This window comes from Fibrivirga algicola (genome assembly GCF_011742925.1).
In the GTDB taxonomy this organism is placed as follows: Bacteria; Bacteroidota; Bacteroidia; order Cytophagales; family Spirosomataceae; genus Fibrella; species Fibrella algicola.
Window position 1 is genome coordinate 1 of sequence record NZ_WAEL01000011.1, and the last position, 16,953, is coordinate 16,953.

General features: G+C 53.7%; 13 protein-coding genes and 1 other RNA gene. 5 read left to right on the forward strand and 9 right to left on the reverse strand.

Features of this window, described 5'->3' with window-relative positions; genetic code table 11:
• Both ssrA and F7231_RS23835 read right to left on the reverse strand, forming a co-directional pair.
• Positions 1–371: a transfer-messenger RNA gene (gene ssrA, locus F7231_RS23830) on the reverse strand; the annotation flags it as partial.
• A gap of 95 nt (positions 372–466) precedes the next feature.
• The gene (locus F7231_RS23835; protein WP_166693817.1) at positions 467–1,342 is read right to left on the reverse strand and encodes a hypothetical protein; all 876 of its coding nucleotides are present in this window, start codon (positions 1,340–1,342) and stop codon (positions 467–469) included.
• Between the two features lie 339 nt (positions 1,343–1,681).
• On the opposite strand from F7231_RS23835, the gene F7231_RS23840 reads away from it, so the two are divergent.
• Together F7231_RS23840 and F7231_RS23845 are read left to right on the forward strand one after the other, a co-directional pair.
• Positions 1,682–2,437: an SDR family NAD(P)-dependent oxidoreductase gene (locus tag F7231_RS23840; RefSeq protein ID WP_166693818.1), complete on the forward strand. Its 756-nt coding sequence runs from the start codon at positions 1,682–1,684 to the stop codon at positions 2,435–2,437.
• A 372-nt stretch (positions 2,438–2,809) separates the two neighbouring features.
• Positions 2,810–3,451 carry a hypothetical protein gene (locus F7231_RS23845; protein WP_085413263.1) on the forward strand — a complete coding sequence of 214 codons (642 nt, stop codon included), beginning with the start codon at positions 2,810–2,812 and terminating at the stop codon, positions 3,449–3,451.
• A gap of 20 nt (positions 3,452–3,471) precedes the next feature.
• On the opposite strand, the gene F7231_RS23850 is transcribed toward F7231_RS23845, so the two are convergent.
• Complete coding sequence (locus F7231_RS23850; protein WP_166693819.1) at positions 3,472–4,422, reverse strand: Ppx/GppA phosphatase family protein; 951 nt, start codon at positions 4,420–4,422, stop codon at positions 3,472–3,474.
• A 58-nt stretch (positions 4,423–4,480) separates the two neighbouring features.
• On the opposite strand from F7231_RS23850, the gene rpsU reads away from it, so the two are divergent.
• On the forward strand, positions 4,481–4,678 hold the full coding sequence (gene rpsU / locus F7231_RS23855) for a 30S ribosomal protein S21 (RefSeq protein ID WP_085413261.1): 198 nt from the start codon (positions 4,481–4,483) through the stop codon (positions 4,676–4,678).
• A gap of 100 nt (positions 4,679–4,778) precedes the next feature.
• Positions 4,779–5,702, forward strand: coding sequence for a tyrosine-type recombinase/integrase (locus F7231_RS23860; RefSeq protein ID WP_166693820.1), 924 nt, complete (start codon positions 4,779–4,781; stop codon positions 5,700–5,702).
• A 77-nt stretch (positions 5,703–5,779) separates the two neighbouring features.
• On the opposite strand, the gene F7231_RS23865 is transcribed toward F7231_RS23860, so the two are convergent.
• Together F7231_RS23865 and F7231_RS23870 are read right to left on the reverse strand one after the other, a co-directional pair.
• Entirely contained in the window at positions 5,780–6,478 is a 699-nt protein-coding gene (locus F7231_RS23865; protein WP_166693821.1) for a hypothetical protein, read from the reverse strand.
• 9 nt (positions 6,479–6,487) lie between these two features.
• Entirely contained in the window at positions 6,488–7,183 is a 696-nt protein-coding gene (locus tag F7231_RS23870; protein WP_166693822.1) for a DUF4136 domain-containing protein, read from the reverse strand.
• A 172-nt stretch (positions 7,184–7,355) separates the two neighbouring features.
• On the opposite strand from F7231_RS23870, the gene ileS reads away from it, so the two are divergent.
• Positions 7,356–10,811: an isoleucine--tRNA ligase gene (gene ileS / locus F7231_RS23875; protein WP_166693823.1), complete on the forward strand. Its 3,456-nt coding sequence runs from the start codon at positions 7,356–7,358 to the stop codon at positions 10,809–10,811.
• 117 nt (positions 10,812–10,928) lie between these two features.
• Here the strand turns inward: ileS and F7231_RS23880 are convergent, their stop codons facing one another.
• From F7231_RS23880 to F7231_RS23895, 4 genes are all read right to left on the reverse strand, one after another.
• Positions 10,929–12,497 carry a malate:quinone oxidoreductase gene (locus F7231_RS23880; RefSeq protein ID WP_310589393.1) on the reverse strand — a complete coding sequence of 523 codons (1,569 nt, stop codon included), beginning with the start codon at positions 12,495–12,497 and terminating at the stop codon, positions 10,929–10,931.
• A gap of 282 nt (positions 12,498–12,779) precedes the next feature.
• Positions 12,780–13,397, reverse strand: coding sequence for an HAD family hydrolase (locus tag F7231_RS23885; RefSeq protein WP_085413255.1), 618 nt, complete (start codon positions 13,395–13,397; stop codon positions 12,780–12,782).
• Positions 13,398–13,642: 245 nt separating this feature from the next.
• Positions 13,643–14,755 (reverse strand): Gfo/Idh/MocA family protein, encoded by a 1,113-nt coding sequence (locus F7231_RS23890; protein ID WP_085413254.1) that lies wholly within the window; start codon positions 14,753–14,755, stop codon positions 13,643–13,645.
• A gap of 112 nt (positions 14,756–14,867) precedes the next feature.
• A complete protein-coding gene (locus F7231_RS23895; protein WP_166693825.1) occupies positions 14,868–16,946 on the reverse strand; it encodes a CehA/McbA family metallohydrolase domain-containing protein in 2,079 nt (692 codons plus the stop codon).
• Between the last annotated feature and the right edge of the window lie 7 nt (positions 16,947–16,953).

The window sequence follows — 16,953 nt, forward strand, 5'->3', positions numbered from 1 at the left end:
GTGGAGACGCAGGGATTTGAACCCTGGTCCAGTCAAGGAAAGCGTCGCGCTTTCTACATGCTTAGTTGTGATTGGAATTGTCGGGCGGGCAGCTGGCTCACAACAGGCCTACTGACAACCGTACATTGTTTTGTCTCGCTTCTTGTCACAATGATTATCGAAGCCAGCGCTGCGAGTCGACGCCTCCTGATCCAACCGGCAGCACGTAGGTCGGGGAGACGATGGCATTTGCTAAACCCTCCGGATTAAGCAGCCATGGCGTAGTTATATTCGCCAGTTATTGTTTTGACGGCTTGTTTGGGCGGGAAATACCGTCAACTCCCGGCATGCTTACACGCACTTTCGGCAAGCTGTCAATTCCAGTCGCCCCCAGTTAATGTACCTATATAACCGGGAGCAGCCGTCAAAAGTTTCCTTATTCCCGGCGTAATGACCCAACTGGCGCTACGCTCAAGATGGCCTGCACCTAGTACTGTTCGTATTCGTAGCGGTACACAAGCGTAAAAAACACGTGGCTAACGGTGTCTTTTACCAATAACCCGTTCTGGTATTCCCGGTCATGGGTGGTCACTAGCTTGGCGCTCCCCGCAGGAAATTCACCCGTCAATTCCGTGGTCTCATACTGCGTTTCTACCATCGGATTGTTGGCACTGAACAACCTGGTGACCGTGGCCAGTTGATAGACGACCATCGTAGGCAGGTGATAGGTCGGATTCGGGTAGTGATCAAACGTGGCTTCTATTTGACGGCGGAAGGTAGAATAGCCTTGTCCCCGCACGCCAACGTATGTCTGCCGATATAGACTGATATTATTTGCCGCGTCGAGGTCGTACAACTCAAATGTGCGCAACGCCAGCACAGTACCCAGGTAGGTACCATAATTATACGTGTACGTTGTTCGGCCAGTTACCCGATTTTGCGCGTCGTAGGTAAAGACCATCACTACATTGTTGCGATCATAGACGCGGGCAATCCGGTTGGTAGAGTCGTATTCGTAGGTATAGTGTCGTGAATAGTCCAGACCACCTGGCTCATCCACATACGTTTCGTCCAGCAGCTTTCCCTGCGCATCGTAGCGCAACACGCTGTGAAGAATCGGGGTTGAAGGCCCATTCTTCTCGTTGTCGCATACGAGTACGCCAACCAGCCGGTTTAGCGAGTCGTAGCTGAATTCGACACTGGAGACAGTGGGCAATCCGGTGTCTGAACTGATCGATTCAATGAATCGGCGTTTTAGTCGGGTACGTTGCTCGTTAACGGGGGCAATGCCGCGATGGTCGAGACAGGACAGCAGGCCACCGCACAAGCTCAGTAGCATCATCAGGTTGAGGAGCAATTTCATCGACGAGAGATTTGGGGGACCATCAACGGCCAACAATCTGCTGACCCACAACAAACGTAGCTTGTCCATCAAACTTAACTACTGCTGTAAATCAGTCAGTTATCTGATTCGCATCAGCATGCCCGTTGCCAACCACGAGCATATGCGGCAACGACGGTTTCATCCGGTACCTCCCTGCCACACGTGACCTTGATCCGCCTGGGTCTGATTTTCGTCAGCTCGCCAGGTGCGAGCCGTCATTGATGAGCAGTTTTCCATCGACGTGCTTTGCCACCATAACCTGGTACACACGCAACAGGCAGCATGCCACAAACAGGCCAATTGCCTAGTCAACGAAATATGGACAAGTATTTGACCAATAAGATCGCCCTGGTAACTGGCGCAGCCTCTGGCATCGGTAAGGCAACCGCAACCCTCTACGGTCAGTTGGGCGCCAGCGTTATGCTGTCTGATATACATGAAGTAGCAGGCCAGCAGGTGGTGGAGGAATTAACAAAAGCCGGGATCAACGCCCGATTTACCAAGGCAGACGTAAGTGATCCGGTGCAGTGCCAGCAACTGGTACAGGCAACTGTCAGTGCGTTTGGTCGCCTGGATATTGCGTTCAACAATGCGGGAATTGGGGGCGAAATAAACCCAACGGCCGACTACTCAATTGCCGGTTGGCAACAGGTCATCAACGTCAACCTCAACAGTGTGTTTTATTGCTTGAAGTACGAATTGGAAGTCATGTTACAACAGGGCGGCTCCGGGTCTATCGTCAATATGGCCTCTATTCTCGGTCAGGTAGGCACGGCCCAATCACCCGCCTACGTGGCTTCGAAGCACGCGATCGTGGGTCTCACCCGCGCCGCTGCCATTGAAAATGCGGCCAAACACATTCGCATCAATGCCGTTGGCCCGGCCTACATCGACACACCCCTGTTAGGCACGCTACCAGCCGACGTGAAATCGATGCTCGTTGGCCTTCACCCAATTGGTCGGTTAGGCAAAGCCGACGAAGTGGCCGAACTGGTGTGCTGGCTATCCTCTGACAAGGCGTCCTTTGTAACGGGTTCGTATTACCCGGTCGACGGGGGGTATCTGGCCCAGTAGGAATGGTCGGCAACGATCAGGGTTACAGGTACACTACTTAAACAACAGCGCCCCGGCAGTGATCAGGCAGGGCTGTCTGATCACTGCCGGGGCGCTGGTTAACGGCTTAACTGTGCCAGACTGAAAGCAGACTTCAGACATGTCTCCCACACCTGATTTGGCGCTGATCGGCGGACTAAAATTGGGGGATCGTTGCCGTCAATTATCGGTGAAAACCAGCGATTTTTGAACGATTTGCATTATTAGTCTATTGAATCAGTCTGTTTAAACAGATATAAACAAAATCAGTTAACTTGTCGTCAGATTACACAGAAGTTCAGGAGATATTCCGTACAACGCTTGCTATCGGAACCAGCGGGTTCTACCAGGGCCATGACTTTAACGCCTTTTGAAACGAGCCTGTACCGGCAATTAGCCCGATTTTTTGGGCAATACGACTTTGCATTGCTTCCCGAAAAAAAGCAGTTTCGCCGAGCGACTCCAACCGGTTTCCAGAACATCATTCTGTCGCCATCCTACTACGGCCCCACTACCCTGCTCGACGTCAATTTTGGCTGTCGGAACGAACAGGTAGAGCAGATCGCCCAGCAATTTCTGCCGACACTCACCGACTTCCGGCCCGACGCTAATACCCTGCTGATTTCGATTGGTAAATACAAGCAGGTGAATCCGCCGCGCTACAGCATCCGTACAGACAGCGAACTGGATTCGGTCTGCACACAGATCACCGATTTCTTCATTGAAACAGGCTTTGACCTGATCGAGAAGTCGATCTCGCTGGGTACGTTGGATACGATTCTGAACGAGAATCCGGCGCAACCGTGTCCGTTTGTGTATAACCAAACATTCCGTTGCTACAAAGGGCTAACCGTTGCCAGCCTGACCCACAACCCGCATTTCCTGGGCCTGATCGATTTGTACCGGCACCAACTCAGCCGCCAGTCACAGAACGCCTACGAAGCCATGAATTTCGACCGGCTGGTATCGTATCTGCAACATTACTCGCCCAACTAAAAGGGGTTCACCTCCTTTTGTCAAACCAGGGCTCCCTCCTTCAACGCATAAGTCGATACGCTCATCGCGCTGATGCCGTATGACCGGAGCACGAAATCGATCAGGCAAACGGCTACGACGATCATATCAACCCGCAGTTCGATCATGCCGGGGAGCGCCATCCGCTGGTCGTGGTTTCGCTCGATCAGCAGTTGGTAGAAATGGTAGAAATCGGCGATGGGCAAGGTAAAAGCGGCCTGTTCGGAAGGTGGCCATGTACCTGTCTGCTCATGAAAATACATGTCGACCAGCGTATCAAACGAGCCCGACGAGCCCACCAGTACGGTAGGCTGGTATTGATGCACGGCGTTAGTTAACGGAAGTAACTGCTCCTGAAAAAACGAGGCCATCCGGTTTACCGAGGCCGGGCTGATAACGTCTGCTTCGCCCATAAACCGCTCCATGAGCCGCTGACCGCCAATCTCAAAGCTTTGCTTCCAGAAGATCCGGCTGTCGTTCCCGATAATGAATTCAACGCTGCCGCCGCCAATGTCCATCACCATGGCTGTGGCACCGGCCGGAATAGCGCCCGACGAACGTACCCCCTGGTAGATCAGCCCGGCTTCTTCATCGCCCGAAATAACCCGAATCGCCAGCCCGGTCTCCTGCCGGATCCGGTCGACAAATGCCTGTTGGTTTTGCGCTACGCGGATGGCGCTGGTTCCGTAGACCGCCACATCGGCCGGATTTATTTCGTGCTGGTCGAGCACCGTGCGGAAGTAAGTAAGAACACCCAGCGCGCGCTCCATGGCTTCGTCGGTGATAATGCGCTGATTTATTCCGCCACCTGCCGCCGACGACCGCCCTATTTTGGCGGGTCTGCTTTCTCGAAAGAGGGTCTGGTAGGCCCCATTCCGGTCAGAATCGGCATTTTTTTGAACAATCATCAGGTGGAACGTGTTGGTTCCGAGGTCTATCACCGCTTGTTTCATGTAGCAGATTTGCTATCTTTGCAGTCCGTTTTGCAAAACACAAAAATACCGGTATTACATGATTATCATTAACGTAAAAGAAAACGAGTCGATTGACAAAGCCCTGAAGCGGTTCAAGAAGAAATTCGAGAAAACAGGGGTGTTGCGTTCACTACGCTCACGCACTGCTTTCCAGAAGCCTTCGATCAGCCGTCGCAAGGACGTCATTCGCGCTGCCTACAAAGAAAAAATGTACGGCAACCACACGCAGCAATAGTCGGTCGCTGTTGATCGATGCCCGTTGTTTGAACCGGAATTTTCCGGCAGTATAGGTGTACCAGGTTTTGTGAATCGATACGTATCTTCGTTCTATTCATATGCAGCCCGTTCCTCCTCTACCGCCGGCGAATTCCGGTTCTGATTTTTTACAGCATATCCGCTACGAGAAGCGGCTGAGCCACCACACGCTTGTGGCGTATGAAAATGACCTGCTCCAGTTCACCGAATTTTTGCAGGAACACCATAACAGCGTTGCCCCCGCGCAGGCCGACCATTTGCTCATCCGCGCCTGGATCGTACACCTGGTTGAAACCCAACTCGACAAATCGACGGTAAACCGAAAGATCGCTACGCTGCGTAGCTTCTACGGCTATCTACTGCGCCGCCAGCAGATTGGCATCGACCCGATGCAGAAAATTGTGGCTTTGAAGATGAGCAAGAAGCTGCCAACGTTTGTGGAAGAGAAGCCCATGGCGACCCTGCTAGATGATATCGAGTTCCCCGACGATTTTATTGGCCTTCGCGATAAACTGGTGCTCGAACTGCTCTATGGAACCGGCATCCGTCTCAGCGAACTCACCGGCCTGAAACCCACCGACGTAAATCTGTACGACCACACCATCACAGTTTTAGGCAAGCGCAACAAGCACCGCATTGTTCCACTCACGCCGCCCCTGTTTGCGTTGATTGAGCAGTATCAACAGCAGAAATCGAGTTTCTTCGACGGCAAAGCAGACCCCAGCACATTGATTGTCAGCGACAAGGGGATTGCCGCTTACCCCGTGCTTATTCAGCGCATCGTAAACAAGTATCTCTCGTTGGTAACTACGCTGGAGAAAAAAAGCCCCCACGTGTTGCGCCATACGTTTGCCACGCATCTGCTCAACCGGGGGGCCGACTTAAACGCTATCAAAGATCTCCTGGGCCACAGCAGCTTAGCCGCCACCCAGATCTACACACACACTGGTCTGGACCAACTTAAAAAAGCCCACGATCAGGCCCATCCGAAAGGAGGGAAATAAGGTTGAGGTTTGACGTTGCTCTGCTAACCAACCAGTTCGTGGTCAGGCAGCGTAACGTCAAACCTCAACCTTATTTTTCAATAAAACCGGAACGTCAGACCAGCGGATAGCATCAGGTTCTGGGCGTTGTTGATTTCATTGTAGTTGTAGAACACATTCTGGTACTGGGCCTGCACTTCACCACCCAGACCGCCTTCGCGTTTGCCAAAGACTTTCAGACCAATGGCGGGCGCAACGGCTCCAGCAAACTTCTTATTACCGTCAGAGAGCGTACCATAAAAATTGGTGTAGTTCACAAAGGCACCGCCACCCGCCAGTTGCACATAGGGCCGGATAGCGGCGGCCGGATCGGCAAAATAATAAGCGGCCGTTGCCATCACCGGGGTGATGGTCAGCGTACGGGTTTGTACAGCCGAGATCGTTTCATCGCCCAGCTCGTAAACCGCACGGGGTAACCGTTGCTGGCTGTATTGGTAGCCCGTTTGCAAGCCCAGTGAGAACTGCTGCGGAAACTGCCATTCCATCGTCGCAATTACGTTGGCTGGCGACAACTTGTCGATGTAATTCCGCGACGTACCTATCGGCATACCGATTCCGTACCGTACCGATCCGTTGAAGGTAACGTACCGGTTATAAGTCGATTCCTGGATCAGATTGTAGGCATTGCGTTCATTGCCCTTCCCATAATCGGGGTTACCGGGCATTGGCTGGATCTGCGCCCACGCCATAGAAGAGGCTAACAGCAGGGAAGCCGTTAGCAAGTGAGTGAGTTTCATAAGGATGTCTTAACGAGTTGGGCGCAGGTAGGTCGACTGCGCAAAAGTGTCGGCGATCAGTTGATCAACGGCGTTGTCGTCGAAAATACCGTTCCCCCGCGCTTCGGCCATGTACAACACGCGCAGCTGGTTTTGCGGGGCGTTCGGATCAGTCGTAGGCGTGGTGATTGGCCGATTTTTCAAATCGACAATCTGGATACGCCAGAATTGGTCGGCTACCTGATAATACTGGTAATAGCCCGGTGAGTAGAGCGGATCATAAAAACCGCCGAAGCCGCCACCAAAACCACCCCAATAGTTGCTATAGTAACCAGCATATGGATTGACGGACACGCCCGTATACCGGTTGTTTACCCGCGTAACGGCAACACCCAGGTCGGCTGGCTGACCGGCGGCTACCCGGCGGAAACCCCGATTGGTTAACTCAGTGGCCAGACGGGAAACAAACCGCTGTTCGGTTGGTAACGACGACTGGGTATACCGGTCGTTCGATTCAACCAGCACAGAATCGGGCAAGCTAAACGTAGCATATTGGCTAAAATCGGCCTGCCGGTCGTAATTGGTAATGATGACGTTCGAGTCCTGTGGGCTCAGGTCATCAGTTGCGGATGTGCTACAGGCCGACAGCCCCAAACCCAGGCTTAGCGCAATAGCAGCAGCGGCCAGACCCCGAACGGGTTGCCGCCATACTCCTTTCCTTTTCATAGATAAAACGTTGATTGTTTACTATCTATAAAACGTATAGAGTAGAGCATTAGTTTTCCCGGCCCAATCGCACTAATTGAAATCTAATGCCTGGAAACCTATCCTGTTTTTCAGACCTTATAGGTTTAGAAGAAGCCGTATCTTTGCACCCTGAAACGACCTGCGTTACGCCGTGATCTATAACGAATATAAGAATCTTGACTACGCCCAACTGGCCAGCGATGTGCTGGACCACTGGAAGCGTACCCATGCGTTTGAACAGTCGGTAAAACTCCGTGACGGACAGCCGACATTTACGTTTTACGAAGGTCCGCCCTCGGCCAACGGAATGCCCGGCATTCACCACGTGATGGCCCGGACGATTAAAGATATTTTTTGCCGCTACAAAACCCTTCAGGGCTTTCAGGTCGACCGCAAGGGCGGCTGGGACACCCACGGCCTGCCCATCGAGCTGCAGGTAGAGAAGGAACTCGGCATCACCAAAGACGATATCGGCAAAACGATCAGCGTTGAGGACTACAACCAGAAATGCCGTGAAACGGTAATGCGTTTTACCGACCTGTGGAACGACCTGACTGAGAAAATGGGGTACTGGGTTGACCTCGACAACCCCTATGTGACCTACGAAAACGACTACATTGAGTCGGTCTGGTCGCTCCTGAAGAAATTGTACGACAAGGGGTTACTCTATAAAGGCTATACGATTCAGCCCTTTTCACCAAAAGCGGGAACGGGTCTGAGCTCGCATGAGCTGAATATGCCGGGTACGTATCGCGATGTGCGGGATACAACCATCGTGGCCCAGTTTAAGGTGAAGCCCAACGGCAAATCGGGCTTCCTGTTTTTCGACTCCAACGATGCCGACGTGTACATCCTGGCCTGGACAACCACGCCTTGGACCTTACCCGCCAACTCGGCCCTGACCGTGGGTGGCAACATCGACTACGTGCTGGTGAAAACGATCAACCCCTACACGCATCGGCTGGTGCATGTGGTGCTGGCGAAAAACCTGGTGAGCCGCTGGTTTAGCGAGAAGGCGAAAATAGAGTCAGACAAAAGTCTGGCGGCATTCGACGCCTATCTGCCAGCCGACAAAGTCATTCCGTGGTCGCTGGTGTCGGAGTTTAAAGGGCAGCACCTCGAAGGAATTGAATACGAGCAGCTGATGCCGTATGTGCAGCCAGCCCCCAGCGAGGGTAAACCATTCCGCGTGATCCTGGGCGACTTTGTGACCACCGAAGATGGCACGGGTGTAGTACACACCTCGCCAACGTTTGGAGCCGATGACTTCCGTGTATCGCAGCAGAACGGCATCCCGGCGATCATGGTGAAAGACGAGACAGGCAAAGACGTACCCGTTGTGGATCGTCAGGGCCGGTTTGTCGCCGAAATCACCGACTATGCCGGTCGGTACGTGAAGGAAGAATACTACAGCGACGAAGAACGCGCCGATCCTGATTTCAAGCCAACGGATGTGCTGATCGCCATTCAGTTGAAAGAAGAGAATAAGGCGTTCCGGGTCGAGAAATACGAGCACCCGTACCCGCACTGCTGGCGCACGGATAAACCCATTCTCTACTATCCGCTCGATAGCTGGTTCATCAAAACAACAGCCGTGAAAGACCGGCTGGTTGAATTGAACAAGACCATCAACTGGCAGCCCGAAAGCACGGGTACCGGCCGTTTTGGTAACTGGCTCGAGAATCTGGTCGACTGGAACCTGAGCCGAAGCCGGTTCTGGGGTACGCCCCTGCCGATCTGGCGCAGCGAAGCTACTGCCGGCGTGCAGCAGGCCGAAGTGTGCATTGGGTCGGTGGAAGAACTTCGTGGGTACGTGTGGGAAGCACTGGCAACCGATGTCTTGACCGATGAGCAGCGCGCTAAGAACGAGTCGTTCCTGGCCGCCCACGCCGCCGGTACGTTCGATCTGCACCGCCCCTACTCCGATGAGATTTTCCTGGTTTCGGAAGACGGTCAGGTAATGCAGCGCGAGCCCGACCTGATCGACGTCTGGTTCGATTCGGGGGCCATGCCGTATGCCCAATGGCACTATCCGTTCGAGAACCAGGACGTATTCGAGCGGTCATTCCCGGCTGATTTCATTTCGGAAGGCGTTGACCAAACGCGCGGCTGGTTCTTTACGCTCCACGCCATTGCGGGGATGCTGTTCGATTCGGTTGCGTTTAAAAACGTAGTATCGACGGGCCTGGTGCTGGACAAGAACGGCAACAAGATGTCGAAGCGGCTTGGCAACGGCATCGACCCGTTCGAGACGCTGGGTACGTATGGAGCCGACGCCACACGCTGGTACATGATCACCAACGCCGAGCCCTGGGACAACCTGAAGTTCAACCTCGACGGTATTGCCGAAGTGCAGCGCCGCTTCTTCGGTACGCTGACAAACACATATAATTTCTTCGCTCTGTACGCCAACCTCGACGGGTACACGATCGAACAGTTCGACCGGATTCCACGTGAGCAACTGCCCGAACTGGATCGCTGGATCCTGTCGAAGCTGAATACGCTGATCAAGGAAGTAACGGAGCAGTTCGACGGGTACAACCCCACGAAGGCTGGCCGCCTGGTGCAGGATTTTGTGAATGATCAACTCTCGAACTGGTACGTTCGGCTGTGTCGCCGCCGCTTCTGGACCGGGGTTTCGGCCAACGGTGAGATAAGCGCAGATAAACGCGCCGCTTACCAAACCCTGCAACACTGCCTGGCAGCCGTAGCTCAGCTGATGTCTCCCATTGCGCCGTTCTACGCCGACTGGCTCTATCGGAGCCTGACCGACAGCGTTCGCGACGAATCGATTGCCCGAAATACGCCATTCAAACACGAGTCGATCCACTTCACCGATTGGGCAACCGCCGATGAGTCATGGATCGATACTGACCTGGAAACGTCGATGGCACTGGCGCAACAGATCAGCTCGATGGTGCATGGCCTGCGGAAAGGACACAAGCTGAAAGTTCGTCAGCCCCTGTCGCGCCTGCTGATTCCGGTGCTTACGCCCGACACGCGGCGGCAGATCGAGCACGTTGCGCCGATCATTCAGTCGGAAGTAAACGTGAAGGCAGTTGAGTTCGTCGACGATGCCAGCGGAATTTTGACCAAGAAAGTGAAGCCAAACTTCAAAGCACTTGGTCCTAAATTCGGCAAGCAGATGAAAGACGTGGCGGCAGCCATCACCAGTATGAGCAGCGACCAACTGGCCGAACTGGAACGTACCCAGCAGATCGACCTGGCGGGCTTTGCCATCACGCTGTCTGACGTGGAGGTGCTGACCGAAGACATTCCGGGCTGGGTTGTTGCCACCGACGGCCCACTGACGGTAGCCCTCGACGTAAATGTGACTGACGAGCTACGCCGCGAAGGCATTGCCCGCGATGTGGTGAACCGGATTCAGAACCTGCGGAAAGATCAGCAGTTCGACGTTACCGATAAGATTCGCATCGAACTCGAACGGAACAATGACCTTCTGACTGCCGCCGTAGAAGCTAACAAAGGCTACATCCAGCAGGAAGTACAGGCTGTCTCGCTCGATCTGGTAACGGGCCTCAACGGCTCGTCGGTCGAAATCGAGATGGATGAATTCGTACTGAAGGTTAAAGTTGAACGCGTGTAGCAAGGACCTCAGTCCGTAATAATCATTACTAATAAAAAGCCTCTGCTGAACATCAGCAGAGGCTTTTTATTAGTGGTATGCTTAGGAGTAACGCAGCAAACTGTGCCTTACCTGTAGTTACGCCGTGAACTCGTATTGTGTTAAGCCGAGAACACGGCTTGTGTGTTCGCGCATCTGCTGCGTCAGGGCGGCATCTTTGGCCAGCGACTGCCCGAAGCTTGGAATCATGATCCGGAATTTCTCCTGCCAATCGGCCGATTGCATTTCTGTCGGGAAGCACTTGTTCAGCAGGTCGATCATGATCGAGACGGCGGTCGATGCACCCGGAGAGGCACCAAGCAACGCTGCAATGCTACCGTCGGCGGCACTCACTACCTCGGTACCAAACTCGAGCACGCCTCCTTCTTCATCGTCCTTCTTGATCACCTGTACCCGCTGACCGGCAATTTCCAGTTCCCAGTCTTTCAATTGGGCTTCGGGGAAGTATTCGCGCAGCGCGGCCAGCTTGTCTTCCGGCGATTGCATAACCTGCTGAATCAGGTACTTGGTCAGCGAAATGTTGTGCAGACCAGCCATCATCATCGGCGCCAGATTGCTCATCTGGATCGACTTGGGCAGGTCGGAGTACGAGCCGTTCTTCAAGAATTTCGTCGAGAAACCGGCGTATGGTCCAAACAACAACTCGCGCTTACCGTCGATCATCCGCGTGTCGAGGTGTGGAACTGACATAGGAGGTGCGCCAACCGATGCTTTACCATACACTTTGGCTTGATGGCGTTCGATGATGTCGCGGTTAAGGCAACGCAGCCACTGACCGCTGACAGGGAAACCGCCATAGCCCCGGCTTTCGGGAATAGCTGACTTTTCGAGCAACCGCAGCGAACCACCGCCAGCGCCAATGAAGACGAATTTGGCATGCACATCGCGGCTCGCCCCGGTCGTTACGTTCTCGACCTCGATCTTCCAGCCACCCAGCGTTTTTGACCGCCAGATTTCGTGTACATCGTGGGCAAAGTGAATCGACACGCCCGGCATCTCTTCTAGGCGGCGGAACATGGCCCGAGTCAGGGTACCAAAATTCACGTCAGTCCCCATATCCATCCGGGTAGCGGCTACAGGCTGGCCAGGGTCACGCCCATCCATTACCAACGGCGTCCAGTCGGCAATTGTGCCTTTATCTTCCGTATACTGCATGCCCTGAAACAGGTGCGATTGGGTCAAGGCCTCGTAACGACGGCGCAGATACGACACGTTATCTTCTCCCCAGACAAAACTCATGTGCGGAATGGGACGGATGAAGTTCGGGGCGTCTTTCAGGAATCCGGCCTCGACCAGGTGCGCCCAAAACTGCTTCGACTGCTCGAACGACTCGGCAATCTTTACGGCTTTTGATGTTTCGATCGTGCCATCTTCGCGCTCAGGCGTATAATTGAGTTCGCAGAAAGCTGAATGGCCGGTCCCAGCGTTGTTCCAGGCGTCGGAACTCTCAGCAGCGGCCTGATCGAGCCGCTCAAAAATTTGGATGGTAATGTCTGGATTTAACTCTTTGAGCATTACCCCGAGCGTTGCACTCATGATGCCCGCTCCTATTAAAATAACGTCTGACGATTGAACGTGCGCGTCTTTTCGTTTTGCCATGCTTATAGTTGAGAAGCTAATCGCCCCTGAATAAAGACCAAAAACAATGAGCTGTTGTTCCCCAAAATGCAGTAAAATGATGGATTACCGAGTCTGTAGAATCCTACCGGGATGTGGTTGTACAATTGTGAGTTAACGGACCATGTACACCGAAAAACGCCGCTCAGATTTCTCATTTATACACAGAGTAAAGTATGGCAACGTACCTAGTATGCTGGCGCTGTATACTGGCACTGCCAGCTCCTGAATCACCTGCCTGTACTAGACAAAAAAAGGTAGCCCTGCATAGGCTACCTGATAAAAAGACCGCATGACACGCCGCCGGAACAATCAGACTGCGGCAGGCAACAGACCGTGTTGAATCAACTCTGTCCGAAGGGCATCGGGCGAGGTGAAGTGCACACTATGTATACCCAGTGCCTCGGCGGCTTTTACATTTCTCAGATTATCATCGATGAACAGGGCCTCGGCAGGTTCAACGCCGTACCGCGTCAGTAAGGTGTTGTAGAACGAAGCAAACGGCTTACGGTCTTTCTCTTCACCCGACACCACGATGCCGTCAAACCAGTTTAGAAACTCATATTGAGCCTGCGCAATTGGGAACGTCTCAGACGACCAGTTGGTCAGGGCGTAAAACTTAAGCTGGCCTGTCGCTTTCAATTCCGAAAAAATATCGACCGTGCCCTGAATTGGTCCACCCAGCATTTCGGTCCAGCGGCCATAAAACGCCCGAATGGCCGTTTCATGCTCTGGAAACTGCGTGAGCAATAAGTCGGTAGCTTCCTGTAATGACCGGCCACCGTCCTGTTCTTCGTTCCAGGCCGGAGTGCACACTGTGTTGAGAAACGTGTGCCGTTCGGCTTCGTCTTCGAAAATTGTCTGGTACAGGTAGTGGGGATTCCAATCGATGAGCACCGCACCCAAATCAAAAATTATGGTATTGATCATACAAGCTGAATTGACCTTTGCGTATACCTGCCCCTCGACAGGCTCAGGCCGACAAGTTACTGAATGAAGCATGAAGAACGTACCCGGCTTTTTTACTGCCCAGCACTAGCAAGCAACGTACCCGGCAACAACGACTTGTCGATCAATGCCTTACCGCTTACCTAGAACTGTGATGTACAGCCAAAAAGGGGCTACTTACGACATTCGCCGGTTCTGTTTGCGAACCGTTAGCGGAATCAAACCGGTTAAAAGCGGGGAATAGTAATGCGTTCGCCACCTTTCATGGCCGACTCATGGGCGCAGATACCGGCTAGGGTGTAATTGGCCGCCAGTTCGGCATCAACGGCAGAGTCGCGTCCCTCCACGATGGCGGCTACAAACTCCTGCACCAGATGCGGATGCGAGCCTCCGTGACCAGCACCCTGCAAAAACGAAACGTGATTGGGATCGTCGATCTTTTCGCGCCGGGTAAAGTGCTTGATCGGTTCAATCAGCAGTTCGTCGGTATCAGGTACGCTGATGCGCTTCGCGTTTTCGCCACCGTCGAAGATCACATGCGTTTCATCCTGAAGCTGTTCCCACTCAAATGACATGTTGGTCCCATACACATCGTAGCTCTCGCGGTATTGCCGCACCACATCGAACAGAGAGCGGGTAGCCTCGGCCACAACGTCTGAATCTTTGAGCGTAAACGTGGCCGTTTCAACGGCAAATGGTGACCCATAGCGGCTGGCAAGGTCGTCGCTCAGCCGACCCGAGCCGTGGCAAACGACCGTTTCGGCCGTGGTATTGTTGATGCGCAGCAGCGGCGAAATGGCGTGAGTACCGTTGAGCATTGGCGGATACCCCCTCCAATAGTCTGCCCATCCTTCCATGCTCATATCCTGAATGTGTGAGCCCCGGACAAACTGAATACGCCCTAGTTTGCCTGATTCCGCCAACTGTAGCCCGTATAGGAATTCGCGGGTGTACAGCGCTGTTTCCATCATCATATACACCTTACCAGCTTTCCGCTTAGCTTCGACAATGGCTTTGCAATCCTCGACGGTCATGGCCATCGGAATGGTGCAGGCTGTGTGCTTGTTGGCGTTGAGCGAGGCCAGCACCATACGGGCGTGGTCGGGAACGGGCGTCACCACGTGAATGGCGTCAACATCGGCGCGGCTGGGTACGTCCTCAAATCGCTCAAAGCACAAATCAGGATCCAGATTAAATCTGGCAGCCAGTTCGTCCAGCGTCTTTCGGTTGCGGGTACAAATGCCCACGGCCTTTATATTAGGGTGGCTCTGGTAGATGGGAATGAATTCTTTGCCGAATCCCATGCCCACAATAACGACGGTAAGCTGTTGATCACTCATGACTGGTGCAGTCGGTTTATGGATTGATACTTGCTTGTTGGCCTCTTTTCGGCAGATCGGATTGCGTGTCAGAATGCGGCTTAACAGATTGGTCGTAGACTAATCTTCTCTCCTACGGCTGCAACCAAATCTGCTGCGTAAAGGCCCCATTTACGGCCGCATCCCACACTTCGAGACGTACCCAGGTTTTGTTTTTCAGGTTGGTGGTAAACCGGAACTGCTGCTTCCCAAACGGCAGGGTGCTGGTCAGGTCAATGCGCTCCCGATATACTTGCTTGCCATCGCCGGAGATGATCTCGGCAAACGTGAGCGGGAACGTCCAGTCTACATTCAGCAACACGGTGGCTTTCCCGTCAGCAGGTACGTTCAGGGTTTCGCCCGCGCCTTTCCCGTTAATGCTGAAAGCAGGCAGCATGATTTCGCCGGTAGTGACAAAGAATTTCCCCCGCTGCATGGCGTCCAGTACAGGTTGCCAGCCTTGCTTGTAATCGGGGAGCTTATCAAGCTGTAGGTAATTGACGTTCAGGTGCGCGTAGGTTTCATTTTCCGGTTCCATCGTGAAGATATCGGCCTCGGCAATGACGTGCTTTTTGTAGCCCCAGTTGGCCATATCGTCCATCAGATCCAGCACACGACGGCTCAGTCGGGGTTCCGACAGATCGGCAGGGATATTCTTCCAGGCCGCGCCGAAAAATCGGTCCGACTTGTAAAACGCCTCGTCTTTGTACTTGTCGGGGAAGCCAGTCGAACCTTTTGTGCGGGCATGAGCCGTCCAGGCCAGTCCACGTTCGGCTTCGAGTAGCTTCAGCATATCGGCCTTGTCGCCTATCCGGTACACCGTTCCGTAAGTTGGGTCGTTGGTGACGAAGGGGGCACCGGGCTTACGGGCCATGATCCAGTTTACCGGCTTTGGGAAGAAACTCAGCCAGTGGCCACCCAGAAACTCGTTGGGTTCTTCGCCGGGCAAGAGCAGAAAACTCGGGTCAGACCAGCGTTCACACATGGCATGCAGGTCGTTCAACTCCGCCAGCCGCAGGCTGTCGGGTCCTTTGGGATGCGCCGTGTAGTGAAACTCCGCCAGGTGCACAATGTCGACACCGGCGTTTTTGAATACACTCAGGAAGTTCGGCGTATCGGGCACCGGCTTCCCCGCCCGAATCACCTTCATCACGAACTCATTGTGAAAATGGCTCGACATGGTTTTATGGCCAGCCACCACCGGGTATTTATCATTATGGGTGAATCGCTTTACCTCGTTGAGCGCAACGGCAGGCTGACTGGTGCTCAGCAGACAGAAGAAATTGAGCCGTTGCTGCGTTCCGGGGGGCGCATTGACCCAGGGCACCCAACGTTTGTCACCCATCAGATCCTGCCGGATACCGATGCCAAACTCAGGTACCAGGCTCCGGTAATTCGTACCGAACCAGGTAAAATCCAGGTTAAAAGCTTCGTCGAGTGGGTAAAAATATTGGTGAGGCGCCGGAAAAACAGCCAGACTCCCGTTGGCATGGCTGCCTATGAGGGTCCGGTACTTCACGGCCTGCGCCTTGTTTGGCTGCGTCAGGTCGGCGGGTATCTGCTGGAGCTTATTGTCGGTGTCTGCCCACGAAAGCGTGGTCCAGCCCGGTTGCTTTCCCACCAGCCCCGCATCATATACAATAGCCGTTGAGTCGACCTGCGTAGCCATCACAGCGGCGATATTCACCAACGGGCTGCCCTGATACACGGTAATTTCAACGGCCCCGCTGAAGGAGGCTGCCTGCGCATCGCCTACCCGCAACACGGTTCGGGTACCAACGGTGGTCACACTGGCCTGCCGTTTGGTCAGGGCTACGGCGTAGGCTTTGGAGGGTAGTTTGTTGGTTTTGTCGAAGAAGATGTTCCAACCATTCTGCGAGATCAGGTCCCGTTTGCCGACCGTCAGCACAAACGCCGGATTCAGATTGGTAGCCAGTTCCGTGAACCGCCCGCCTTTTCCGAGTTGGATATGGCTGAACAGTGGTTTGTCAGCAGCCAGATTAATGATCAACCGTCCGGTTTCGTTACCCGCCGCGGGCCAGCTCACAACCAGTTCGTTGCCCTGGCGGCCAATCGTTGTCGGACTGTTTTTAACGTACTTAGACAGATCTACGGGCACCTGCGCCGAGGCGGTCAGGGCGGTAATCCAGCACAGGAAAAAGCATAGTTTCATCGTGAGT